This window comes from Flavobacterium daejeonense DSM 17708, from assembly GCF_000425425.1.
Taxonomy (GTDB): domain Bacteria; phylum Bacteroidota; class Bacteroidia; order Flavobacteriales; family Flavobacteriaceae; genus Flavobacterium; species Flavobacterium daejeonense.
The window spans coordinates 24,989-49,766 of record NZ_AUDK01000031.1; the positions used below are offsets into that span (position 1 = coordinate 24,989).

At 35.6% G+C, this 24,778-nt stretch carries 28 protein-coding genes and 1 pseudogene; 7 read left to right on the top strand and 22 right to left on the bottom strand.

Annotated features, from left to right (window positions below; genetic code table 11):
- Window positions 1–7: 7 nt before the first annotated feature.
- The 12 genes and pseudogenes from H599_RS0116585 to H599_RS0116640 all read right to left on the bottom strand — a co-directional run bounded on the left by H599_RS0116585 (window position 8) and on the right by H599_RS0116640 (window position 8,384).
- A complete protein-coding gene (locus H599_RS0116585; RefSeq protein ID WP_081810592.1) occupies window positions 8–664 on the bottom strand; it encodes a 3'-5' exonuclease in 657 nt (218 codons plus the stop codon).
- The gene (locus tag H599_RS0116590) at window positions 664–2,601 is read right to left on the bottom strand and encodes a DUF294 nucleotidyltransferase-like domain-containing protein (protein WP_026715157.1); all 1,938 of its coding nucleotides are present in this window, start codon (window positions 2,599–2,601) and stop codon (window positions 664–666) included. The genes H599_RS0116585 and H599_RS0116590 overlap by 1 nt, the downstream gene beginning before the upstream one ends.
- Window positions 2,602–2,756: 155 nt before the next feature.
- Entirely contained in the window at window positions 2,757–3,527 is a 771-nt protein-coding gene (locus H599_RS0116595) for a TerC family protein (RefSeq protein WP_026715158.1), read from the bottom strand.
- Between the two features lie 89 nt (window positions 3,528–3,616).
- A complete protein-coding gene (locus H599_RS0116600; RefSeq protein WP_026715159.1) occupies window positions 3,617–3,991 on the bottom strand; it encodes a hypothetical protein in 375 nt (124 codons plus the stop codon).
- Between the two features lie 2 nt (window positions 3,992–3,993).
- Window positions 3,994–4,566, bottom strand: a complete 573-nt coding sequence (locus H599_RS0116605) for a pentapeptide repeat-containing protein (RefSeq protein ID WP_026715160.1) — start codon at window positions 4,564–4,566, stop codon at window positions 3,994–3,996.
- Window positions 4,566–4,787, bottom strand: a complete 222-nt coding sequence (locus H599_RS0116610) for a DUF6095 family protein (protein ID WP_026715161.1) — start codon at window positions 4,785–4,787, stop codon at window positions 4,566–4,568. Before H599_RS0116610 ends, H599_RS0116605 begins: the two co-directional genes overlap by 1 nt.
- 55 nt (window positions 4,788–4,842) lie before the next feature.
- Window positions 4,843–5,661 (bottom strand): N-acetylmuramic acid 6-phosphate etherase, encoded by an 819-nt coding sequence (murQ, locus tag H599_RS0116615; RefSeq protein WP_026715162.1) that lies wholly within the window; start codon window positions 5,659–5,661, stop codon window positions 4,843–4,845.
- A 127-nt stretch (window positions 5,662–5,788) separates the two neighbouring features.
- Window positions 5,789–6,394, bottom strand: a complete 606-nt coding sequence (locus H599_RS0116620; RefSeq protein WP_026715163.1) for a hypothetical protein — start codon at window positions 6,392–6,394, stop codon at window positions 5,789–5,791.
- Complete coding sequence (locus H599_RS20830; protein WP_155960809.1) at window positions 6,394–6,567, bottom strand: hypothetical protein; 174 nt, start codon at window positions 6,565–6,567, stop codon at window positions 6,394–6,396. The genes H599_RS0116620 and H599_RS20830 overlap by 1 nt, the downstream gene beginning before the upstream one ends.
- Window positions 6,568–6,662: 95 nt before the next feature.
- Window positions 6,663–6,746: pseudogene (locus tag H599_RS20835) on the bottom strand (N-acetylmuramic acid 6-phosphate etherase); the annotation flags it as partial.
- Window positions 6,747–6,826: 80 nt separating this feature from the next.
- Window positions 6,827–7,522: a ZIP family metal transporter gene (locus H599_RS0116635; RefSeq protein ID WP_026715164.1), complete on the bottom strand. Its 696-nt coding sequence runs from the start codon at window positions 7,520–7,522 to the stop codon at window positions 6,827–6,829.
- 97 nt (window positions 7,523–7,619) lie between these two features.
- A complete protein-coding gene (locus H599_RS0116640; protein WP_026715165.1) occupies window positions 7,620–8,384 on the bottom strand; it encodes a class I SAM-dependent methyltransferase in 765 nt (254 codons plus the stop codon).
- Window positions 8,385–8,532: 148 nt separating this feature from the next.
- On the opposite strand from H599_RS0116640, the gene H599_RS0116645 reads away from it, so the two are divergent.
- Both H599_RS0116645 and H599_RS0116650 read left to right on the top strand, forming a co-directional pair.
- Window positions 8,533–9,690, top strand: a complete 1,158-nt coding sequence (locus H599_RS0116645; protein ID WP_026715166.1) for a THUMP domain-containing class I SAM-dependent RNA methyltransferase — start codon at window positions 8,533–8,535, stop codon at window positions 9,688–9,690.
- A 121-nt stretch (window positions 9,691–9,811) separates the two neighbouring features.
- A complete protein-coding gene (locus tag H599_RS0116650; RefSeq protein ID WP_026715167.1) occupies window positions 9,812–10,048 on the top strand; it encodes a hypothetical protein in 237 nt (78 codons plus the stop codon).
- A 135-nt stretch (window positions 10,049–10,183) separates the two neighbouring features.
- On the opposite strand, the gene H599_RS0116655 is transcribed toward H599_RS0116650, so the two are convergent.
- The 7 genes from H599_RS0116655 to ilvD all read right to left on the bottom strand — a co-directional run bounded on the left by H599_RS0116655 (window position 10,184) and on the right by ilvD (window position 17,129).
- Window positions 10,184–11,005 (bottom strand): DUF6048 family protein, encoded by an 822-nt coding sequence (locus H599_RS0116655; protein WP_026715168.1) that lies wholly within the window; start codon window positions 11,003–11,005, stop codon window positions 10,184–10,186.
- The gene (locus H599_RS0116660) at window positions 10,977–11,498 is read right to left on the bottom strand and encodes a DUF6452 family protein (protein ID WP_026715169.1); all 522 of its coding nucleotides are present in this window, start codon (window positions 11,496–11,498) and stop codon (window positions 10,977–10,979) included. The genes H599_RS0116655 and H599_RS0116660 overlap by 29 nt, the downstream gene beginning before the upstream one ends.
- Window positions 11,499–11,588: 90 nt before the next feature.
- Window positions 11,589–13,001, bottom strand: a complete 1,413-nt coding sequence (gene rlmD, locus H599_RS0116665; protein ID WP_026715170.1) for a 23S rRNA (uracil(1939)-C(5))-methyltransferase RlmD — start codon at window positions 12,999–13,001, stop codon at window positions 11,589–11,591.
- Window positions 13,002–13,416: 415 nt separating this feature from the next.
- Window positions 13,417–14,097 (bottom strand): hypothetical protein, encoded by a 681-nt coding sequence (locus H599_RS0116670; protein ID WP_026715171.1) that lies wholly within the window; start codon window positions 14,095–14,097, stop codon window positions 13,417–13,419.
- A 338-nt stretch (window positions 14,098–14,435) separates the two neighbouring features.
- Window positions 14,436–14,666 carry a hypothetical protein gene (locus H599_RS0116675; RefSeq protein ID WP_026715172.1) on the bottom strand — a complete coding sequence of 77 codons (231 nt, stop codon included), beginning with the start codon at window positions 14,664–14,666 and terminating at the stop codon, window positions 14,436–14,438.
- A 118-nt stretch (window positions 14,667–14,784) separates the two neighbouring features.
- Window positions 14,785–15,282, bottom strand: coding sequence for a YdeI/OmpD-associated family protein (locus H599_RS0116680; protein ID WP_026715173.1), 498 nt, complete (start codon window positions 15,280–15,282; stop codon window positions 14,785–14,787).
- 158 nt (window positions 15,283–15,440) lie between these two features.
- The gene (gene ilvD / locus H599_RS0116685) at window positions 15,441–17,129 is read right to left on the bottom strand and encodes a dihydroxy-acid dehydratase (protein ID WP_026715174.1); all 1,689 of its coding nucleotides are present in this window, start codon (window positions 17,127–17,129) and stop codon (window positions 15,441–15,443) included.
- A gap of 199 nt (window positions 17,130–17,328) precedes the next feature.
- Here ilvD and H599_RS0116690 point away from each other — a divergent pair, with 199 nt between their 5' ends.
- Complete coding sequence (locus H599_RS0116690) at window positions 17,329–17,805, top strand: hypothetical protein (RefSeq protein ID WP_051590785.1); 477 nt, start codon at window positions 17,329–17,331, stop codon at window positions 17,803–17,805.
- A 25-nt stretch (window positions 17,806–17,830) separates the two neighbouring features.
- Here H599_RS0116690 and H599_RS0116695 read toward each other — a convergent pair whose 3' ends face one another.
- Window positions 17,831–18,442 carry an NAD(P)H-dependent oxidoreductase gene (locus tag H599_RS0116695; protein WP_026715176.1) on the bottom strand — a complete coding sequence of 204 codons (612 nt, stop codon included), beginning with the start codon at window positions 18,440–18,442 and terminating at the stop codon, window positions 17,831–17,833.
- Window positions 18,443–18,535: 93 nt separating this feature from the next.
- Between H599_RS0116695 and H599_RS0116700 the strand changes: the two genes are divergently transcribed.
- Window positions 18,536–19,432 (top strand): LysR family transcriptional regulator, encoded by an 897-nt coding sequence (locus tag H599_RS0116700; RefSeq protein WP_026715177.1) that lies wholly within the window; start codon window positions 18,536–18,538, stop codon window positions 19,430–19,432.
- Window positions 19,433–19,478: 46 nt separating this feature from the next.
- On the opposite strand, the gene H599_RS0116705 is transcribed toward H599_RS0116700, so the two are convergent.
- The gene (locus H599_RS0116705; protein ID WP_026715178.1) at window positions 19,479–20,465 is read right to left on the bottom strand and encodes an aldo/keto reductase; all 987 of its coding nucleotides are present in this window, start codon (window positions 20,463–20,465) and stop codon (window positions 19,479–19,481) included.
- 10 nt (window positions 20,466–20,475) lie between these two features.
- Complete coding sequence (locus tag H599_RS0116710) at window positions 20,476–21,132, bottom strand: SGNH/GDSL hydrolase family protein (RefSeq protein WP_026715179.1); 657 nt, start codon at window positions 21,130–21,132, stop codon at window positions 20,476–20,478.
- A gap of 268 nt (window positions 21,133–21,400) precedes the next feature.
- On the opposite strand from H599_RS0116710, the gene H599_RS19980 reads away from it, so the two are divergent.
- The 3 genes from H599_RS19980 to H599_RS19985 form a co-directional block, all read left to right on the top strand.
- Window positions 21,401–22,303: a sensor histidine kinase gene (locus H599_RS19980; protein WP_245600538.1), complete on the top strand. Its 903-nt coding sequence runs from the start codon at window positions 21,401–21,403 to the stop codon at window positions 22,301–22,303.
- On the top strand, window positions 22,300–22,467 hold the full coding sequence (locus H599_RS21265; protein ID WP_245600539.1) for an ATP-binding protein: 168 nt from the start codon (window positions 22,300–22,302) through the stop codon (window positions 22,465–22,467). The genes H599_RS19980 and H599_RS21265 overlap by 4 nt, the downstream gene beginning before the upstream one ends.
- 176 nt (window positions 22,468–22,643) lie before the next feature.
- The coding region (locus tag H599_RS19985) for an MBG domain-containing protein (RefSeq protein WP_162174271.1) at window positions 22,644–24,778 on the top strand (2,135 nt) is incomplete at its 3' end.

A 24,778-nucleotide genomic window follows, 5' to 3' on the forward strand; every position in this document is an offset into this window, starting at 1 on the left:
TTTTATTTTATCTGAAAAGATGGTACAACATCATTTTTTCATGTTTGCCTTTTAATTTTTTCAGGATTTTTAAAAAAGCAATCGCTGTAATATAGGCATCTCCCACCGCAGTGTGTCGGTCTTTTTTTGAAATATCAAATTTGTCGGCCAAATCGTCCAGCGTGTAATGGTCTTTGTGTTGGAGTAAATTGGATTTAATTAAAGTTCTTTTGTACAAAACTGCGGTGTCCAAACATTTGTTAGTGAGCTTAGGCAGTCCGTTTCTTTCCAAAGCATTATTAATCATGGTGACATCAAATTTAGTGTGATGCGCTACAATGACCGAATCGCCTAAATAATCGATAAATAATTGTAATACTTCGATTTCAGATTTGTGATCCAAAACATCACTTCTGATAATGCCATGAATTTGAACACTGGATTTATCAAAATGTTCCTGATCGATATAATGTTCGAAAACATTTTGTAAATCGATAACTCCGTTTTCCAAAACGATGGCGCCAATACAAAGAATCCGGTCATCAGTATAATTAAAACCGGTTGTTTCGGTGTCTAAAATAACAAAACGGGTCGATTCGATGCTACAGTTTAAACGTTCATCAATAGGAACTTCCAGAATTCCCAGAATTTGTAACGACTGGATAAATTTTTCTTTCAGACTCATTATATGTTGATTTTTCCAGGATTAAAGCGCATCGAAATCACTTCCTGTAATTCTTTAATGGTTTTAAAAGTAGCTTTGAGTTTTACTTTTTCTAATTTAGTCAAAGCTTCTAATTCTATAAATTGTCCCGAATCGTGATGTAAAAGTCCTTGTTTGGTTCGGAATTTAAGCAAGGCTTTGTACGAATAAGCGCAAGACAGATACAATTCTTTATTTTGTGGCTCCAGTTCGGCTAGTTTTTCAAATCGTTCCGGAGTGTTGCTGATTCCTTTTATACGATGAGATAAAATTAAAACGCGGGCGGCATCGGCAAGAGGCATCAATGCGCGTCTTTTAACATCAAAGAAATCTTTGTGTGCGCCATCCTGTTCTACCAGAAATTGCCTGAAGAATCCCGTTGGTGACGGACTTTGCAAAGCACCACTTACTAAATGTACGTAAAAAATAGGATTGGATTCGATATCTCCAAAAATATAATCAGCGAGTTCGTTAGCTAATTCCTGATCTCCGTAGGACAGGCTGTAATCAAAGAAAATGAAAGAAAGTAACACTTCGTCTTTTCCGGGTTTGCTAATCCAGTCGTGAACGGTTTGTTTCCATTGGTTCAAACTCAGGCACCATTTAGGATTGGAGGCCATCATTTCGGCAGGACAATATTCGTAACCAATTTCAAAAAGTCCTTTGTTAACAATGGCGGCTAATTCTAAAAAGTATTTTCGGGTTTTTTCCTCTTTTTCTTCCGGAACATCTTCATAAATCAGCGCGTTATCCTGATCGGTATGTAATAATTGTTCACTGCGCCCCTGACTCCCTAAAGCCAGCCACGAAAACCGAACCGGAGGTGGCGTACTCATTTTGGCTAATGAGAGTTCGATAACCCTTTGAATACAGGCGTCATTGAGTTCGGTAATTATTTTAGAGGTTAGTGTGATAGGAATATTTTGGTTTAGATAACCTTGTAAAAGCTGCATTATTTTGGCACGAATAGGCTTAATTGCTTTTACTTTTTTTACCCTTTTTAAAGCTTTAATCAATACCGCCGGATTATTTCCGAGAGCGACCATAACGTCATGTTTGGATAAGATTCCAACAGCTTTTGTATTGGCTGTTCCGTCTTTCGTAAGACATAAATGACTGATGTTACTTTTCATCATAGCCATTTGTGCCTGTGTGATGGTCATTTTTTTTGAATAGGTAATTACGGGCGAATTCATAATGACATCGGCTGTGGTGTTGATGGAATAATCTCCTGTTACGATTTTGTTTCTTAAATCTTTATCGGTAATAATTCCTATGGGCAGCATGTCTTCCACAACCAGCATGGCTCCCACATTTTTCTTAGTCATTATTTTGGCTATTTCTTTGGCGGTAGCCGCACGGGAACAGGTGATGATTTTTTTCGAATATTTTATCGGTTGTAAATCGAGTATTTTGTTGTCGTTATCGATTATTTCATCGGCGTTGTTTTCATCATCAAATGTGTTGCCATACAATTTACCACTATGACTTTTGGAGTACGGATTATGGGTGTTAGAGGCAAAACTGTCGATGACAAAATTTCCAACATTGGCATTTTTAATGGCATAAGGTTTAAAAATAGTAATTGGAATGGCATACAAAATACTTTCTTCATGAGCCGTGGCTTCCATTTTGTAATTTTCGAGAGCAATTAACGGACGGAGACCAAAAATATCTCCTTCGTCACACATGTCCAGAATATTGTTTTTAGACTTTTTACGTAATTCAATGGCGCCTTTGTGAACCACATAAAAGGAATCGTGCGTTTCTTCGTTTTCTTCAAAAATAACGGCTCCTTTTTCTTTATAAATAATGGAAACTTTCTCGGCTAGTATTTCGATTTCTGCCTGTTCCAGAAAGTTAAAAGGTGGAAAGTTTTTTAAAAAATCGGCTACCCTTTGCGAAATGGTATTTTTCATTAAAAAAATAGTTTAGACTGTTTTTAGTTGAGAATTTAAGCTTTAGAGATATATTGTCATTTCAGCTTATCCTTTGCTAATTTATTAATTTTATTTTTCTATTAAACAAAAAAGCTCCCGTTAAGGAGCTTATTTGTTGATTTTGTATCGAGATTTTATTTCTTTTTCGAAACTTTCATATTCAATACTTCCACCATTAGCGAAAATGATATGGCAAAATACAAATAACCTTTAGGAATAGGGGTTACGTGGCTGCCAAAAATCAGAGCATTTGATAAATGTGCACTTTCGGTCAATAACATCAAACCAATTAAAATTAAGAACGACAATCCTAAAATTTGGATAGAAGGATGTTTGTTGACAAAAGTCCCCACAGGAACGGCAAATTGCATCATGATTAAAACCGAAATAATCACCGCTGTTATCATAATGTATAAAGCGCCGGCAACACCGTTAGTCATTCCTACGGCAGTCAAAATACTGTCAAAAGAAAAGACTAAATCAATCAGGATAATTTGAATAATAACGCTGCCAAAGGATTTTGCCGCCGATTTTTTAATCTCTTTTTCTTCTTCTCCTTTGTGATCTACTTTTTCACGGATTTCGTTGGTACTTTTGTAAATAAGGAACAAACCTCCTAATAAAAGAATGATACTTTGTCCGGAAATTTCGGCGTGTATCCAACTAAAATCAAGCGTGACCCAAGGTTCTTTCATGGCGATCAAAATTGTAATTCCAAAAAGGAGAACGATACGCATGAACATCGCCAGAAACATTCCGATTTTGGTTGCTTTTTTACGGCTTTCTTCGGGTAATTTTCCTGTAGCAATAGATATAAAAATAATGTTGTCAATTCCCAGAACAATTTCCAGAAAAGTTAGAGTTAATAAAGCAATCCAGGCATCGGGATTTAAAAATACTTCCATTTTGTGTGATGAGTTATGAGTTATGGGTTATGAGTTATGAGTAGCAGGAGTCATTAAAAATAAAATCCTAAAAATCTGAGGAATTAAATTTAATCTGAAATTTTGGTTACAGTTCCTCTTTGTTTTTGGTCAGAACCTACTAAACCAAATTCAAAGGTATAAGTGTTTCCTGAAGTGGTCAAGATTTTCATCCCAATGGCTTTTTCTTCAGCCATGTTTTTAGGATGGATTTTTTTCAAAATATATTCGCAGTCATTTACCCAACGAATCGAAGCCGTATCGGTTTTTCCTTCAAATGTTTCGATTTCGATGCTGTCATTGCGTTCAAAAAGCGTTACTTTTTTTACTCCGTTAACTTCGTGTTCAAAACGGAATTTCCCGGTTTTGAAATCTTTGCAATTGTGTTCCGCCTGATAGCAGGAAACGAAAGCTAAGAATAAAGGAAGAATGATAAGTTTTTTCATTTTTATTGAATTTTAATATCGTATTTGTCTAAAAGTCCCGGAATTCCCTGCATCGAAAATTTAGCTTTTCGCATCGGGTTGAATTCGGGGTCAATTTTATAATTGTAGGCTGTCAGGAAGTTCGCTTCTTTTAGTTCAGTATCATTAAAAATAGCATTTTCCAGATTGCAATTGTCGAAAACCGAATTAGAAAGGTTGGTTTCAATGAAGCTTACTTCTTTCATCGAACAGGAAAGAAACCTTGTTTTAGGCATTTTTTTATTTGAAAAAGAAGCAAAATCTAAAATACAATCAGAAAAACTTACTGCAAACATAAAATCGGCACAATGGTTAAATTGAATTCCGAGTAATTTGCAATTGGAGAAATGCACTGTTTTTAAACTCGTACCATTCAATGTTATCATCGAAAGATTGCAATTGATGAACTCGCAATCCATAAAAGTATTATTGGAAAAATCACTGTTAGAGAAATCACAGTTTTTAAAAACGCAGTCTTCAAATTCGCGATGACACACTTTTTTATTAATGAAAACAACTTTGTCAAAAGTTTTTTGGATGTGAATGAGTTCTTCCATTAATCGTTAAATAAAGCTTTCATGATAAATTGCAGTCCTCTAAAAGCCAAAATAACAGCCGCAATACAAAATGAGATTCCGAATCCCAAAACCAGGTAATGCCATACGTTTTGCTGGTTCATAAAAGCATTATGGATGAATGAAGGACCCATGAAAAGTAAAGGCAAAGCACCTGCTAAGTATTTGACGCCTTTGGACAATAATTCTTTGTTTGTAGCCATTTGAAAAAGTTAGGAGTTAGAAGTAGGGAGTGACACATAACGCATAACGTTCAACTCACAACTTAGAGTTAAAAAAATCAACTGCTTTGCGCACGCTGCCGTGTTCTTTTAATAATTGAGCGGCTTCCTCGTAGCTTACGGGAATTTCGCCCATAATCATTTTAGTTCCGCGGTCAACGAGTTTGATGTTGCTCAATTGCATATCGACCATTTTGTTACCTTTTACTTTCCCAAGCTGAATCATCGTGGCAGTCGAAATCATGTTTAAAACCAGTTTTTGAGCGGTTCCGGCTTTCATTCTCGAACTTCCCGTCACAAACTCAGGACCAACAATAACTTCAATAGGGAATTGTGCGGTTTGCGAAAGCGGACTTCCGGCATTGCAGGAAATACTTCCGGTTATGATATTGTTTTTATTACAGGCTTCTAACCCGCCAATAACATAAGGTGTTGTTCCTGATGCAGCTATTCCAATCACTACATCATTCTCATTAATATTGAATTCCTGCAAATCAATCCAGGCTTGCGTTGCATTGTCTTCGGCATTTTCCACTGCTTTACGGATGGCTTTATCACCACCGGCAATGATTCCCACCACCAAATCCAAAGGAACTCCAAAAGTAGGAGGACATTCGGAAGCATCCACCACACCTAAACGTCCTGAAGTTCCGGCGCCAATGTAAAATAAACGCCCGCCCAGTTTCATTTTAGCAACAATTTGTGTCACTAAAGTTTCTATTTGAGGTAATGCTTTTTCAACAGCAAGCGGCACGGTTTTATCTTCGTTATTGATATTGGTCAATAATTCGGTAACAGACATTTTTTCTAAATGTTCGTATTTAGAGGATTGCTCGGTGGTTTTTATGAAGGTCATTTTTTTGAGTTTCTGAGTTGCAAAGTTTCAAAGGTACTAAGTTTTTAGGAAGAATAGTAGGGAGATTTTGGGATGTTTTTTTGGAGGGAATGCAGGTTGTCCAACAGTTAGCTTTGTTCTATTTAGGTTATTTTCGAGGCAAGAAAAATCCCTTAATACAATTCATATTGTGGATGCATATTTGTATGTGACTTTTCTTTTGTACACCTGCATCTGGGAAAGCTGGCCCTCCTTCTGTAAACACACCTCTTGCAGTGTCAAATTCTTTTAAGGGGGTACTGTTGTTTTGTTCAATTTCTTCTTTAATTTTTTGATGAAGATATTGGATTACAGCACAATCTAATTCTCGTATCAATAAGTCTTTGTGTTCGTCTTCTTTTACATCTTTATTTTTTGGCAATTCTTTATCGATACTAGAAAAATCCTTTTGCATTAAGTCATAATAAACAGAAAGCATTTTAATGAATTCACTATCAATTAAATCTAGGCAATAATCAAGTGTAAAGACAACTCCAATTACAGAAGCTTTTGTGATTTTACCTTTTTTTTCTTTGTCTTTAGCCCATTGTAAAGCTCTATCGTAGTTGTTTTCCCAAACATAGAATCCATGACCTAGCCAATCAAATGGTTTTTCACTAATTTTAACTTTTTTGGGCTTTGTAAGAAGTTGTAAGGCTACAGATTCATCACAACCATGAAATCCTATTAAAAGATTAGATCTCGAACTGTACATTATTCAGTAACAGATAATATACGTTTTAAGTTGGGAAAAGATTTAGTCATTTTTCCTTCTTTAGTAACGATACCAGCAGAACTCAAGGATTTAATAGCAGACTCTTTAGAACTCTGTTTTTTTTCAAGCTTTTTCGCTAGAGCTATTAGTAATGATGTTTGACTTTTATTCATGACTAAAGGATAATTAGTTTTCAAATGTATAAAAAAAAATGCATTTTTTAAAGTTAATGTTTTTTTAGTTTACATGCAATATATTAAATGGATATGATGTTGGTCAATAATTTGGTAACCGACATTTTTTCTAAATGTTCGTATTTAGAGGATTGCTCGGTGGTTTTTATGAAGGTCATTCTGAGTTTTTTATTTGGTTATTTGTGGATTTGGTTATCGAAAATTACATTAATAAATAACCAAATTCATAGATTGAAATTTATAAAAAATAAGCCAATACAATTCCTAAAACAATCATTGAAACTTTGGCAACATTAAATTTATGTCCTTCGCTGGTTTCAAAAATAATAGTTGAAGAAATATGGAATAATATTCCGATCACGATGGCGGTGATTTCGCTGTGATATTCGTTTAATCCCGTAAGATAATCAGGAGCAAAAGTTCCCAGCGGAGTCATCAACGCAAAAGTAAGCATGAAGGCAAAAATTGCCTGTTTGTTCAAATGGGAATTGATGAAAAAAGTGGTCAGAATAATCGCAATTGGCAGGTGATGAATGGCAATTCCCAACGCTAAGTTGGAGTGATTATGTCCTACAGGGAATCCTTCCAGAAAGGCGTGAATACAAAGACTGATAAACAATAACCACGGAATATGCGACATGTTAGGATGTCCGTGAACATGCCCATGTTCGGCACCTTTGGAGAAAAATTCCAGAATAATTTGGAACAAAATCCCCATCATGATAAAAATGCCCATGCTTCCTTCATGCGAATGTCCGTCTTCATGTACATGACTTTCGTAAATTTCAGGTAATAAATGCATTACCGTTAACGAAAGCAAAAACGAACCGCTGAATGCCAATAACAGTTTGAGGTTGCTTTTATTTTTTGGTTTTAAAACCAAAGCAATACTGTATCCTAACAGTACCGAAAGTAAGGGTAATAGATAATTCATTTAATTGAGTTGAATCGTTTAATTGTTTTAATCGTTTAACCGCGGATTTGTTTATTCGATGAAACGTTTAGACAAATTAACAGTTAAACACAGCAATCTATTTAAAAATCATGATTAATCGTTCGCTTTCTGTTTTATGAAATTTCTTTAGTTTGTAATCACCAAAAATATCCAAAAGGTAAATGCCGGCTTCTTCCATCATGGCTTCAAAGTCCTGTAACGTCAGGGCTTTTACTTTCTCGGTAAAATGGTATTTTTTGCCTTGGTCTTCAAAGTCAATTTCTTTAAAAATATGACCGTCGGCAACATAGCGTTTTAGGTGAAAATCGATTCCGTCCACGGTTTTAACTTCTTCAGGAACCAAAGTATCAATTACCTGATGCACATTCATAAAGTCGATTACCGCAAATCCGTAATCGGTCAAACTATTTTTGATGGCTTTTAAAGTGACTAAATTGTCATCGTCATTTTCGAAATAACCAAAACTGGTAAACAAATTAAATATAGCGTCGTATTTTTCTTCAAAAGCTTCGCGCATATCATGCACTTTAAAATGCAGACTTTCATTTGAAAAAGCACTGGCTTCAGCAATGCTGTTTTCTGATAAATCGGCACCAATGACATCAAAACCCAATTGGTTCAGGTAAATTGCATGACGGCCTTTGCCACAGCATAAATCCAAAACTTTGGCTTTTTCCGGCAGATTTAAATAATGCGTTAAATTGTCCATGAAAAGCTGTGCTTCACGGTCGTTGCGTTCTTTATAAAGGATGTGATAGTAAGGAGTGTCAAACCAGGAACTGAACCATGTTTCATTTGTTTCTTCCTGATTTGTATTTGTTGGATTTTGTACTGCAGACATTTATTCTTTTCAATTAATTCTATCCCGCAAATTTAGTGTATTTTTGCGGAAATATACTATTTCAGGGTGTTTGGAATTTGAACACGAGTCCCGATGGCTATCGGGACGAACTGGCGTAGCAATTTAACTATTGGAATTTAAAAGAGAAATGGAAGAAAATTTTAAGATGATTGCTAAAACCTTTTTTGGTTTTGAAGAAATATTAGCTACCGAATTGCAAAATTTAGGAGCGCAACAAGTGGAGCAGGGAGTACGAATGGTAAGTTTTAAAGGCGATAAAGGTTTTATGTACAAAGCGAATTTGGCTTTGCGTACAGCTTTAAAAATTTTAAAACCTATTTATTCGTTCAGAGCCAATAACGAAAAAGCGTTGTACAAAGGTGTTGCTGCGGTAAACTGGTCTAAATATTTGAATGCCAATCAGACTTTTGTGATTGATACTACGGTACATTCGGAGTATTTTAATCATTCGGAATTTGTTTCACAAAAATGCAAGGATGCGATTGTGGATCAGTTTAGAGAAAGAACTGGTCAGCGTCCGAGTATTGACAAGGTTTATCCGGATTTAAGAATCAATATTCACATCGACAAAGATCAGGTTTCAGTGGCATTGGATACTTCAGGAAAACCTTTAAATCAGCGCGGTTACCGTACTTCTACGAATATTGCACCGATAAACGAGGTTTTGGCAGCGGGAATTTTGTTGCTTTCGGGTTGGGATGGTCAGTCTGATTTTTTGGATCCCATGTGTGGTTCGGGAACTTTTTTGGCTGAAGCGGCAATGATTGCCTGCAATATTCCGGCAAACATCAACCGTAAAGAATTTGCTTTCGAAAAATGGAAAGACTGGGATAATGATTTGTTTGATAAAATCACCGATAGTTTATTGGGGAAAGTGCGTGAGTTTCATTATACGATAAAAGGCTATGACAAAGCGCCTTCGGCGGTGATGAAAACGAAAGAAAATATCCGAAATGCTAATTTGGACGAATATGTAACGGTTTCAGAACAGAATTTTTTCGATACAGAAAAAACTTCGGAAGGCAAATTACATATTGTATTTAATCCGCCGTATGACGAGCGTTTGGATATTCAGATGGAACGATTTTATAAAAATATTGGCGACACTTTAAAGCAAAGTTATCCGGGAACGAATGCATGGTTTATCACCGGAAATTTGGACGCTTTGAAATTTGTTGGTCTAAGACCTTCCCGAAAAATAAAATTATTCAATGCCGGACTCGAAGCTCGTTTGGTAAAATACGAAATGTACGAAGGAAGCAAAAGAACGAAATTTCAGCAATAAGTTTCTAAGATGCTAAGCTTCTAAGGAACTAAGAAAGATTTACGATTAAAAATAATAATTAGGGTTCAGGATAAAATTCTCAGGAACTTAGTATCTCAGAACCTTAGCAACATTAAAAACAATGACAAAATTACAAGTTAGAGCATTTTTATACCAATTAGGCTGTTTTGCTATTTTATTTATTTTATTTCGCTTTTTAGTGCTAAAATACAGTGGATTGACAGGGATTTGGATTCCTTTTACCGCATTTGCAATAGCTACATTAATTGGACCGAAATTCCAGGCAGTGAAAACCAAAGACGGGGAAAAATTATTTATGAAATGGATTTTTTCTAAAGATGTAAAGGAAATTGGTTAATTACTTTTTGGAGAGCAGACTTAGTGTAAAATAAAAACCGCAAATTCGCAAATTATATAATTTGCGAATTTGCGGTTTTTCGTTATGTTGAGATTTCTGAATACTGAAAACTGCTTTCTGCCTTCTGAATTTTGCTTACTTTTTCGCAGTTTTCTTCTCAGCTGGTTTTACGACTTTCTTGAAAATTGGAACAAAATAAGTTACGGTATAATTAAATCCTACTCCGAAATCACCATTATAAGTGCGATTGAATCCCGGAATATACAGATTTTCAAAACCACTTGGTTGTTTGTTGCTGATTAATCGGTTGAATCGAATGCTGAAACCTAAGAAAACATTGTTGAATACTTTAGCCTTCATTCCGGCAACGACTTCAATCCAGCTGGCGGTTAAACCATTGTATTTTTGACCGGAAGTTAAAGCCGGTGTTTCTCCAAAATATTGGTCGGTGTTGTAAATTCTGTAGGTATTCAATTGTTGGTTAAAAGTACTAAAACCATAACGCAAGCCTATAGAAATAATGTTTTCCATATCCAGCCAGTTCTCGTAACCGTTGTAATCAAAACCTACTTTTAGATAAGAACCTTTGGTGGTGAAATTCACGCGTTCGTCATCGGTGGTTTTGTTTTCATTTCCAACTTCGGCAGCCAAATAATGTTTTTTGCTAAGGCGGTAATCTCCCACTAATTCTAAACCAGTGTAATCTTTGTCATAAAAACTACGGCTTAATTTGAATAAATCGATTCCGAGATGTAATCCGTAACGGTCTTTTTTTACCGGTGGAACAATCGAATCGGTTTTGGGAGTTGTGGCTGTAGTTTTTGTAACAGCAGTTTTTTTAGGAACCACTCCTTCGCTCACAGTGTCTTTGGTAACTGTTTTGGTTTCTTGCGCATGGGCAAAAGACAAAGACAAAAACAGTAAACTACTAAAAATATATCGCAAGGTGTGTTTCATTTTCGTTAGTTATATTACTGTTAGTTACAACAACATATTGCATCCATTTTAAATCCGGAGTGGCTGCGTCTGAATGTACAAAAGGAGTTGTAGGATCTAAAAGAAAATTGGTTTTAAATCCGCAGGCACGGGATACAAAGATATTTTCTCTCTCATAATTAAATTGAATAATGTCTTCGTTTACCAATGCAGTATTGGCATTGCCGTAATTCAGAATAAAATGAAAAGTAGTCATATCAGCATCTACTTTTAGCGGAATAGAAACGGTACTTCCATTGAATAAAGTACTTCCGTTGTAGGTTACAGCTTCTTCCATACCATCGCCAAAAATACTCAGATTAGTCACATTTTTCTCTGCCGAAGCATTGTTGTAATCGTAAAAAGTAATCACAAGCCGTGGCGTTGTAACCGTATTGGCATCGCAAATATCGTCTTTCTCACAACTGGAGAAGGAGAAGCTTAGTACAAAGAGTAATAAAAGTATTTTTTTCATAACTTTTTTAATTTAGCGTTCAGTTGCAGTATTCAGTCGCAGTGTTCAGTAGTAAATAAACTGAATACTGCGACTGCAAACTGACCACTATTATCGTCTTTCTAACAACACCACATTTTCCACGTGATGGGTTTGCGGGAACATATCTACAGGACGTACTTTGGTTACCTTGTATTTCTCATCCATTAAAGCCAAATCACGCGCTTGTGTAGCCGAATTACAGCTTACATACACCACTTTTTCAGGAGCAATTTTCAGGATTTGTTCAATCACGTCTTTGTGCATTCCGTCACGTGGCGGATCGGTGATAATAACGTCCGGTTGTCCGTGTTGTGCAATGAAAGCTTCGTTGAAAACCACTTTCATATCTCCTACAAAAAACTCACAATTAGTAATGTTATTGCGTTCTGCATTGGCTTTGGCATCCTTAATTGCGTCAGGAACGCTTTCTACACCAATTACTTTTTTAGCTTTTTTAGATACAAACTGCGCAATAGTTCCTGTCCCGGTATATAAATCGTAAACGGTTTCATTTCCGGTTAATCCGGCAAAATCTCTCGTGATTTTGTATAATTCGTATGCCTGGTCGGAGTTGGTTTGGTAAAAAGATTTGGCATTAATGCTGAATTTCAAACCTTCCATTTCTTCCAAAATATAGTCGCGGCCTTTGTACAAAATGATATTTTGATCGTACAAAGTATCATTCGCCTTATTGTTCACCACATATTGCAACGAAGTAATTTGCGGGAATTTGGCATACAAATGATCCAGTAACAATTCTCTGTTGGCTTTATCATCTTCGAAAAACTGAATCAAAAGCATGATTTCACCGGTCGAAGCGGTACGTAGCATCAATGTTCTCAATAATCCGGAATGTTCTCTCGGATTAAAGAAAGTCAGCCCATTTGCATTAGCAAAATCACGAATTTCATTTCTAATCGCGTTCGAAGGATCTTCCTGTAAATGACATTTTTTGATGTCCAGAATTTTGTCCCACATTTTTGGGATATGAAAACCAAGTGCGTTTCTGTTTCCTAAATCTTCATCGCTTCCAATTTCAGCTTCTGTTAACCAACGGCTGTTGGAGAACGAAAACTCCATTTTATTTCTGTAGAAAAACTTTTTCTCCGAACCTAAGATTGGTTCGAACTCAGGAAGTTCAATTTTGCCAATGCGTTGCAGGTGGTTTTTTACCTCATTGTGTTTGTAAAACAACTGTTGGTCGTAGTTCATGTTTTGCCATTTGCAACCGCCACAAACCCCAAAATGCTCGCAAATTGGATCCACCCGATGCTCTGATAATTCGTGGAATTTTACCGCTTTTCCTTCGTAATACGCCTTGCGTTTTTTGAATGTTTGCACATCCACCACATCTCCCGGAACCACGTTCGGAATAAACACTACTTTACCATCGGGAGCCTTCGCTACCGAAACGCCTTTTGCACCTGCATCAAGGACTTTTATCTGATGAAAGACAACTTTGTCTGTATTTTTTCTACCCATGGCGCAAAAATAAGTTTTTGTACGCTTTTATAAATTCAAATTAGGAAATATTTTTGAAAAGAGTGTTTTTTCTAATAATGGTAAACGTCACTTCGAGTGATTTTTCGTAATGAAATGGAGAAAAAATTTCCCGATAGCTATCGGGACGAGAAGTTTCGTTTATACAAGTGTTCTCGATACTTCAAACTAATTTTCTGTCGCAAATTAGTTTTCAACTCGAACTGACGGTTGTAGTCTTGTTTTTTAATTTGAGCCCAATCCCGCTTTTCGCTACAAATCCTCGCGTTGCCGGCAGTAACACTAAGCCATTAAAGGAGCTTCCGTTGGTCGCTCTTTACCGGCAAGAGTAAAAATGCCGGCAACACTGCGGGTTTTCCGCTGCAATCGGGGGCAGGGGAGTTACTTGGTTTAATAATTAGTTAACCTTTTTTTTGATAAGCAAAATTATGTCACTAATCAGATAAATTAAAACGATACCTATACCAGTAAATATTTTGATATTCATCTCTTTTGGAGAAAAATTAGTTGTGAAAAACCATATGAAAAATATGCAGAAAGGATAAAGAAGTAATCTTGTGAAAAATTTAGGTGTAGTAAACTCGTTTTCTTCTTCTCCTTCAGATTCAATTATTAATTCAGGATTTTTCTTTCGTTCAATATTTTGAATAGTATCTTTAAGTTCTTTAGTTAAAAGTTTTGTTTCGTATTTTCTTGCCTTTGATAAAATTAACTGCAATAGAAAAATAATTACCGAAAGACCTGTTACAAGAATTAATGAGGTTTGTAAATTTTCAAATATTGCTAATAAAATTAATAAAATTAGAAAAAAGATAAAAGTAAATTTTTCTGAATATTTGTGATATAGATTTTTTTCAATTTTTATTTCTTTAAGATTTTCGTTTCTATCAAAGTTTAATATGTAAATTGGATAATATCCCCTTAAAAATTCAGATGAACGCCAAAGTAAAATTTCATTAGATTTGATTTCTCCACTATATTTTGTTGTATTGCAAAAGAAAGCATCTTTCCAATGATTTTTTAAATTACTTTTTTTGTTTTCAATAATTAGTTTTTTGATGTCGCTTTTATTGATCATGTTATAAATTACAAAATTTAAAGAAATCTTATTATTTAGTTCGTTTCATATTAACAGGATTCTGTCTGGAATCAAAAACATCAATAATTTCAATATGGTTTTCGGTTTTATTGATCCAATAAATAATTTTGTAGTTTTTATAAATTAAATACCTGAACTCATTTTGCCTGTCAATAAGTAATTCTTCAATTTGACCAATTGTTGGTTGCTTTTTTAGTTTTAAAGTTTCTTTCGCTATTCCAAGGGTTATATTTTAGCGACTTTTAAACTAGCATTTTCTTTGTAGTATTCGAAAATATCTCGAAGTTGTGTTTTAGAAAAATCAGTCCAGTAAATCTTTAGCTCCATTTCTCTATTTCAGAAATTAAGTCATTTACATCGGTTATTTTTCCATTTTTAGCGTCATCTAAAGATTGGTCAATGCGCTGATTTAAATTTTTTATGCTCATGGGTTGAATAGTATCAGTTGTTTCTTTTCTCAAAATACTTTCAAGTAGAGAAATGGTTTCCTCGCTTTGTATTTTAAGAAATTCCTGAATGAATGATAATTTTCGTGCTTCTAGTTTCATGTCATAGTAACTTTAAATCAAAAGTACAAAATCTATTTAAATCAGAAATCGGTTTTTTGCTAAAATTATAATTTTAAATATTGTCAACTCATTGATAAATAAGGATTATTTGTTTAGTTTAAGGCTTTTCTCTTCCCACAAATTTTCCTTTTCCTAATAAAAAAGCAATCGCTTTTAGAATGTTTTTATCAATGCTTTCTTCCGTTTTTAAGTGGGCAATATAACGGATGATTTCATGCTGCAATGAAGGGCGTAAATTTTGGAATATATTATTGGCTGCTTTGTCGTCTTTTAAGGCTTGTAAGAGTTTTGGGTGAATGGGAATACTTCTTTTTTCAGCATCGTAGTCAATGCTTATTGTTATTTGCTCACCAATTCGTTTCGGAGAATTTTTTAGCATTTTAGTATTGATATACAGTCTCCATTCGCCTTTAAATTTCATTAAATTCTGGGTGTAGGGAACAGCATTTACGCTGCCTTTTACAGGAATAGGGCCTTTGGATTTTGCTGCTTTTTCAAAGATGTAGCTCAGTATTTCTTCGGGTACAAAAACAAAAGGATTGATACCTATAATTTCAATGGTTGCCTGAAAAGTATAGCTTGTTTCTACTGCCATAAAGAAGGATTTAATCTATTTGCTAAATATAAGAATTTGGTTGAAAGATTATTCAATAAAAAAAACCTCGTTCCACCATAAAGCAAAACGAGGTTTTGTATTTTAAAAAGATTGAATTTTTTAATCCTTCAATCTTTTAATCTTTTAATTTGAAAAAACTACAAATCCGATCTTAAAATAGCACCGTTACTAGCGTTAGTTACTAACGAACGGTATTGTCCTAACCATCTTGAAGTTAATTCCTTTTTCAACGGAACAAATTCTGCTTTTCTTTTTGCAATTTCTTCGTCAGATAAGTTTACTGATAAGATGTATTGGTCCACGTCGATGTGGATTTCGTCACCGTCTTTCAATAAACCAATCATTCCGCCTTCGGCAGCTTCCGGAGAAACGTGACCGATTGACGCTCCACGGGTTGCGCCACTAAAACGACCATCCGTAATTAAAGCTACTTTGCTACCTAATCCCATTCCCATAATTAAGGAAGTAGGAGCCAGCATTTCCTGCATTCCGGGTCCTCCTTTTGGTCCTTCGTAACGGATAACCACTACATCACCTGCTTTTACTTTTCCACCAAGAATTCCTTCGATAGCTTCCGGTTGTCCGTCAAAACAAACGGCTTTACCTGTGAAAACTCGGTCTCCGGTAATTCCGGCAGTTTTAATAACAGCTCCCTGCTCAGCAAGATTTCCGTATAAAACAGCTAAACCTCCTACTTCAGAATACGGATTGTCAATGGTGTGAATGATATTGGTATCTTTAATATAAGCATCTTTGATTTTTTCATGAAGGGTTTCACCAGTAATCGTCAGATTGTCTAACAAAATATCATCACCACGTTTTGTCATTTCTTTCATCACGGCATTTACACCTCCCGCTGTGTTGATGTCTTCCATGTGAACGGTTGATAAACTTGGAGAGATTTTAGCGATATGCGAAACTCTTTTAGAGATGCTGTTGATGTCTTCTAAGTTGAAATCTACATTGGCTTCTTTGGCGATAGCCAACATGTGTAAAACAGTATTCGAACTTCCACCCATAGCCATGTCTACAGCAAATGCATTTCGAACAGCTTTTTCGTTAAGGATGTTTTTTAATTTGAATTTTTCAGTTTGTGCAGCGTCTTTTGCAATTTCGCAAATTCTTCTTGCCGCCTGACGGTATAATTCTTCACGCTCTTTTGTTAAAGCTAAGATAGTTCCGTTTCCAGGAAGAGCAATTCCCATTGCTTCCATCAACGTATTCATAGAGTTGGCTGTAAACATTCCGGAACAACTTCCTCCTGAAGGACAGGCATTACACTCGATATCTTTTAATTCTTCATCAGTGATTTCACCTAATTCGTGTTTTCCAACGGCTTCAAAAGCGGTAGCCAAATCGATAGGTACTCCGTCTTTAGTATGTCCTTTTTTCATTGGTCCGCCACTCACAAAAATAGTAGGAACGTCTACACGTAAAGCTCCCATAATCATACCCGGAACAATTTTGTCACAGTTAGGAATCGCAATCATGGCATCCAGTTTATGAGCATTCATTACTGACTCAATGGAGTTAGCGATGATTTCTCTGGAAGGTAGTGAAAAAAGCATTCCGTCATGTCCCATGGCAATACCGTCATCTACTCCGATAGTGTTGAATTCAAAAGGAACACAACCATTGGCTTTAATTTCTTCTTTGATTACCCGGGAAACACGGTCTAAGAAGAAGTGACCCGGAATAATTTCGATATAAGAATTGGCAACTCCAATGAATGGTTTGTCAAAATCTTCATCTTTTAATCCAGTTGCTCTGAATAATGATCTGTGCGGTGTTCTTTGATGTCCTTTTTTTACTTCATCACTTCTCATAATAAACCTTGGTTTTATTTACTTTTTAAAAGTTGTATGCTAATAATTTTTTTCTGGTCGCAAATATAGGTAATCTTTTAAGTTAAATCTTTGCAGAAAATAGAAAAGCATTGATAATATTGCGTTAAAACGTCATATTTAGAAAAGTTCTACTGAATTTATCTTACTATTGATACCTTTGCTTTTAAGATTTATCAGGATGAATAGTATTTTAAAAATAAAAATCAGCGTAATTTTAGTTTTAGTTGTTTTTTGCTTTGTGTTTTTTAGTTGTGATAATAGTATAAAAAACGGTCAAGAGCTTTTTTATCGGGCAATAAAAGATAAGGATACTGCTTTGTTACGTTTTACAAAGCTGGAAGACAATCGGTTTTTTGGGCAATATGAAATTCGGTACAATGGTTTTCAAAAAGATTCGGGTGAGGTAAGAGGTATTATCGTTGGTGATACCATCAAAGGCAGTTTCTATTATATGCCTTACGGTGGCGGAGTTTTAAAACGCTATCCCATTGCTTTGTTGAAGCGAAAAAAGAAATTGCTTTTGGGTAAAGGAGTGATATCCGTTTATATGGGGATTCCCTCTTTTTTAAAAGGAGAACCTATTGATTACAGTAATCCTGAGTTTGTTTTTGAAGAAGTCAAAAAATATAAAAAAAATCCGTCACAGCCCCGATAACTATCGGGATCAGGACGGATTTTTTTTAGTTCAAAGCAATCAGACAATCAGCAAAAGTTTCTTCTAAATGTTTTTGATAAGCTTTCATGTCTTTTTCAATATTGACATTTTTTTCTACATCATGAAAATGATAACTTTTTAGCGGAGTCATTCCGGTAAAAGCGTTCATCCTGTGAAAACCAAAAAAAGGTCCCTCATCTACTGATTTTTGATCGAAAAATTCTCCCGGAAGCGTAAAAGCTGTTGCGGGCGCGTTCCATGTTGTAGTAAGCATGTATTTTTTACCCTGCATCATTCCCCCCGTTCCGTAATTGATGTCTGGATTGCTTGATTTTCTGCCGTCACTGCGATAAATTCCTTTATTGTATCCTGCACTAAAAACTTCGTCAATGTACTTTTTAAAATTAAACGGAAGTTGGAACCACCATACGGGTGTGTGGTAAATAATAACATCTGCCCAAACAAATTTACTTACTTCATCCATAGGTATATATCCGTTTTCTATAGTTGTAGTTTGAACGACTATATCTTCTAATTGTTCAAAAAATTGCTGGGTAGCTTCCGTAATAGTATTGTTGAACAATCCACCAGAATGTTCAAAACGTTGACCTGCATTTATGATAAATACTTTTTTCATGAGTTTTATTTTTATGTTGATACAAATTTAAAACTGATTTTATTATTATTAAAATAGTATAATTTATACATTTGTATTATAAATATAATAGTTATGGTCAATTTAGAATGGTATCGCACCTTTAAAGCTATTTATAAAACGGGAACACTCACCAGTGCTGCCGATGCTTTGTTTATATCCCAGCCGGGAGTGAGTTTGCATTTGAGTTCGTTAGAAAATTATGTGGGTTATAAACTTTTTGACCGTACCGGGCGCAAAATGATTCCGACCGAAAGGGGAAAGATATTGTATAATGCTATTGCAGAAGGACTAAAAATTCTTGAAGATGCCGAAAAGAATTTTCAACGGAGCTCCGAGAAACACACGCCGACCATTAGTATTGGGATGTGTTTTGAAACGTTTCAAATTACCTTGGAACAATACATTTCGACTTTGCCTTTTAATGTGATTATTCGTTTTGGGGAGTATCCTGAAATGCTCGAAAATTTAGATAAAGGAATTTTAGATTTAATCATTTCGCCGCAAAAAGGGAATTCGTCCAATATTTGTTACGAAGCTTTTTCCTCAGAAACCATTGTTTTAGTGGGAGGGAGTCAGCTTGATGATTCGGAATTTCAGCAGTTAGTAAAACAAAAAAAATATGCAGAGGCAGAAAGTTATTTAAAAACGCAAAAGTGGTACGGAACCACAGGCGATATGGAACATCTTTTTCGTTTTTGGCAATTGAATTTTGGTAGTTTTCCTGATTTCAGACCCAATTATATTGTTCCAAATATTCATTCAATAGTTCGTTGTTTAAGTAATGCCAATGGACTGGCGGTTATTCCTGATTTTTTATGCCAAAAAGAAATAGAAAACGGCACCGTAAAATTGCTTTGGGAGGGACATTCAAAGTTGAAAAACACTCTTTATTTTGCCAACAGAAAAAACACCGCTTACGGGAAAGAACTGGATTTAATCAAGGATTTGTTTAAAAAGGTGATGTTGTAATTCAACCCAGAAAAAGAAAAAAATTAACTGGGTTGAAAACTTTATTTTACCACAAATTATGCACTTCTTTTTTGATGTAATGATTGTAAATTTCGTTCATAGCGGCAATTTTTTCAGGAGTTAAAGCCGGTAAATCCAGGGCAGAAAGATTTGATAAAACATGACTTTCTGTGGAAGCGCCGGGAATAATACAGCTTACTTCTTTGAAACTTAAAATCCATTGCAGCGCAATTGGTGCCAGATTTTGAACTTCTGGGAATAATTTTTTCAGTTCGTTAACCGCAATTAAACCTAATTCATAATTTACTCCGGAAAAAGTTTCTCCTTTGTCGAATGCTGCGCCTTCGCGGTTAAAAAAACGGTGGTCTTTACTGTCAAAAATAGATTTTTCAGAGAATTTTCCGGTCAAAAGCCCGCTGGCAAGAGGTACACGGGCAATGATTCCAATGTCTTTTTTCTTAGCTTGATCAAAAAGTAATTCTGAAGGACGCTGTCTGAACAAATTGAAAATAATTTGAATCGAAGTTACATTGTCAAACTCCATCGCTTTGAGACCTTCTTCCACTTTTTCGATACTGACTCCCAGATTTTGAATTTTCCCTTCTTTTTTTAATTTGTCAAAAAGTTCAAAAATTTCCGGACGATAAAAAACTTCGGTAGGAGGACAGTGCAGCTGAATTAAATCCAATGTTTCTAAGCCTAATCTTTGCAGACTGTCTTCTACGTATTTTTGCAACACTTTAGTTTGGTACCCTTCATTTACATGCGGATTGATGTGACGACCGCATTTGGTAGCCACATAAATACGTTCGGAACGGGAACGAATGAGTCTTCCTACAGCTTTCTCGCTTAAACCATTTTCATACACATCGGCAGTATCAATAAAGTTGATGCCTTTGTCGATTGCTGTGTTCAAAAGTTCGTCGGCTGACTGGTCACTAAATGGAGAACCCCATTTTCCGCCTACCTGCCAGGTTCCGAGTGCAATTTCGGATATTTCAAAATTAGTTTTTCCTAGTTTTCGATAGTTCATGGTATTTTTTTTAGTTGTTATTTAAAGTTGTTTTAATAGCGTTTTCAATCATCGGGCTCATAATTTCGTAGCCCGCAGTATTGGGGTGAACGTGGTCTTCGGATAATTCGGTTTTTAAACCATTTTCGTTGTTTGTCATTACTGAAAAATAATCGACAAAAGGAATGTGATTTAACAACGCGTATTCTTTTAAAATAGTGTTTAATTCGATAATCCGATGCGCAGGTTTTTCCTTGGGATTCCAATAAAAATAATTCGCCGGCAAAACGGAACAAAGAATTACTTTTATTTGATGAATTTGAGCCAATTCAATCATTGAAAAAATATTGTTACAAATCATTTTGCTGTCAGAAAGACCTGTGTTTCCCGCAATGTCGTTGCCTCCTGCTAAAATTACAACAATTTTTGGTTTTAATTCAATGACATCGGTTCTAAAGCGCACTAACATCTGAGGTGTGGTTTGTCCGCTGATGCCTCTGTTGACGAAAGTTGGATTTTGAGAAAAAAAAGAATGTTCTTTACTCCAGAATTCTGTAATCGAATCGCCCATGAATACCACTCTTTTTTCGCCTGTTTTGGGTTCGCCCAATTGAGCATTTTCATTTTGGTATTTTTTTAAATAAGGCCAATCCTGCATGCGTTTGTTTACTGATTTCGATAATGGCAAAGCTAATAAATTTATTTTACCCTGCGTTTGGTGAAATTGAGAATAAAAAGCGATTATTTTTTATGTTGTTTTTTCGTATATTTTAGCTGTTCCAAATTTAAGTGATACCCATTAGATGGAATTATCAAAAACGTCAGTTCGAGAACCGTTTTTGATGATAAATTTTCTTGTTCTCGATACGATTTTCTTCCCGAGGCTTCGGGAGAAAATCACTCGAACTGACGAAAATTTACAATCAAAAACAATTTCACCCAACACGTTAAGTGATATGAAATTTTATGAAAAATTATCCGCTATAAGTTTTTTAAAGAAAAGTTATGCCTTTAAGTTTTTGTTTGTTGCTTTTATTGGAATTCATATTCCTTTAATTGGAATTTTACTTTTTGTGCTATTTGACAAAGGGGATTTTTCTGTTGCCGGTTTATTAGTCTTTCCGTTGGTTATGACACTAATTGCTACAGGGGGAACCTTATGGATTCTGAAAAAATTAATTCAGCCGATTGAATTGGCACCCAAAGCATTAAGTGATTATAAATTGAACCGAACAATTACTAATTTGCCGGTGTATTTTTCAGATGAAGCAGGATTGTTATTGTTTAATATCCACGATTCCATTTTAGAAAGTGAGTCGTTTATAACTGAGAAGCAGGACTTGATTTATCTGCTTTCGCATGATTTAAAAACTTTTGCAGGGAATCCAAAATCTTTGGCTACGTTGATTTTAGAAACCAATCCTTCTGATGAAGTGAAAGAATTGGCGCAGTTGATTTGTGAATCCTCAACGGAGCAATATCAATACATTCAAAATTTTATCCAAATGCTGAAAAAACAGGATGAAATGTTACAAACCAATCCGGATTTTAAGTTGGTTGATTTGGAGAATATAATTCAGGTAGTTGAAAATAAGGTTTTTAAATGTATGAATGCCAAGAGGATTCAATTGGTTAAAAAATTAGATTTAAAAATGTTGCAACTGGTCATTAATCCCGAATTATTAACCCGGGTGATTTATAATTTAATGAGTAATGCTGTTAAGTTTTCTTTTTTCGATTCGGTAATCGAAATCCAAAGTTTTCAGGACGAAAAAGGATTATATATAAAAGTGATAGACAAAGGTGTTGGTTTTGATAGTGAAAGCAGTCAAAAATATTTGATAAATTTACTAAAATGAGCAGGTTAGGGATTTCTAACGAATCTTCTGCCGGAATTGGTTTGTATTTGTGCCGGCAAATTATAGAAAAGAATAATGGTCGTCTGACAGCCACTAGCGAAGGGAAAAATAAGGGGGCAACTTTTGTAATTTCTTTTAGAAATATTCTTAATAATAAAATCTAAAATGTTGATTATGTAGTTGGTAGTTTTTTTTGTGCGTTCATCGACAATGTGAAATATTGTATGGCTAATTGTATAAATTAGTTATGGTTTTTTGAAATTCAGGTAAAATAATGTTGTTTTCTGTTATTTCAAATAATTACGATTTGGCATACTTTGTTTATTTTAATTCATTGCGTATGAAAACAATTCTACCCTTTTCCCGATTTTTATTTTTTGTTTTTTTGATTACTAATTTACTGTTTGCCAATATCTCTTTTGGTCAAATTGTAATACTTGATCAGGTCGATTTAGATTATGCTCCGGGCGAAACCGTTTATATTAGCGGTTCGGGCTGGCAACCCGGAGAAACGATAATGCTCGAAGTGGATAATCTTACAAATCCCGATGTAGATTGCGGGCCTGTAACTCCCCAACCTCATGAATCCTGGACAACCGTGGCTGATGAAAATGGTAATTTTACGGCTTCCTGGTATGTGAATGACTGCGAATTAGGTGCCGATTTAATGCTTGGTGCTTTAGGTTCGTCTTCGGGATTTACTTATGAAGTTTTCTTTACGGATGCTAATGTTACTTTTACAACAAGCGGATTACCAAATAATACTAGTGTAACGGTTAACTATAGAGTATATCCTACTGGTTCACCAAGTGGGAGTTTTACATCTATAAATTTTGTCACTCCTAATGCTTCTTCTCCAGCAATTGCAGTAAACAACAGTCAAACTATTGAATATACTTTTAATGACGTGTCTGTCTCAGGAGTAACATATAAAGCTTCCAGAGGGAGTGTTGTAGGTGCTAATAACGGCAACGGTGGTCAGCAAATTACGGGTATTTATACAGCCTGTACACCTCCTGCGGCACCTACAGTAAACAGTCCCCTAACCTATTGTCAGGGATCTTCATCAAATCCTTTAACAGCAACTGGTGATAATTTATTATGGTACACATCAGCTTCAGGTGGAACTGGAAGTACTACGGCACCAACTCCTTCTACAACTTCATTAGGAACTACAAGTTATTATGCGAGTCAAACGATAGGGTGCGAAAGTCCAAGAGCAAAAATTGATGTAGTGATTAATGGTGTCAATCCCGGGGTAATTGGAAAAGGTGTGACACAGCCAGGTCCGGGTTGCGGAATTTTAAATCCGGGTATAACATCAGAGGTTATGGCAGCTAGTGGTCCGGGTACAATTAGTTATATTTGGCAAGTGAGTACAGATAACGGAGGAAATTGGACAACTGTTACTTCAGCAACATCTAGTCAGTATAATCCAGATTCTTTTGCAACAACTACATCTTTTAAAAGAATAGCGACTTCAACGCTTAATGGTATTAGTTGTTCTGCAGAATCAAATGTTTTAACTTACGAGGTTAATCCAATACCAGTTGTCGCATCTATATTGCCTGGTGGTACTACCAATGTTTGTGTAGGTTCTTCTTTTCAATTGTCAAATGCTACTTTAGGAGGCGTTTGGAGTAGTGCTGATCCTGCAATAGCAACAGTAAGCACTAATGGTTTAGTTACAGGTATAGCTTCCGGTGATGTAAGTGTTACCTATACTGTTACTGATGTAAATACAGGCTGCTCTAAAGCAGCAAATAAAACCATTCATGTTCTTGCCTTACCAACTGCACCAACAGCAGTAAATTATTCCGGAGTTTATGATGGAGTTTCCCATACAGGAACGGCTACTTCGAATCTTGGAGAAGAAATTGATTGGTACACAACCGCTACCGGTACAACACCGACAGTTGCTCCTGTAGGTACGAATGTAGGAACCTATTCTGCTTATGCGGAAGCCAGAAATACGACATCTGGTTGTAAAAGTGCAACAAGAACATTGGTTACGGTGGTAATTACTCCAAAAGCAGCTACCGTAACAGCTAATGCCAAATCTAAAACTTATGGAGATTTTAATCCAACATTAGATGCCTCAGTTACAGGAACGGTGAATGGCGATATTTTGGATTATTCTTTAGCAACCACAGCAATCCAGTTTTCATCAGTTGGTGATTATCCGATTACAGTTACTTTAGGTTCAAATCCGAATTACAGTGTAACTCCAATTAATGGATTGTTGACTATTGGCAAACGGGCAATTACTATCACAGCAGATGCGAAGTCCAAAACTTACGGAGATTCCGACCCTGTCTTGACTTATCAGATTACTTCAGGAAGTTTAGCCTTTAGTGATGTTTTCAGCGGTTCTTTGAGCAGAGATGCAGGAGAGAGTGTTGGTGATTATGCCATCACACAGGGAAGTGTCGCTTTAAACAGCAATTATACCTTGACTTATGTTGGAGCTGATTT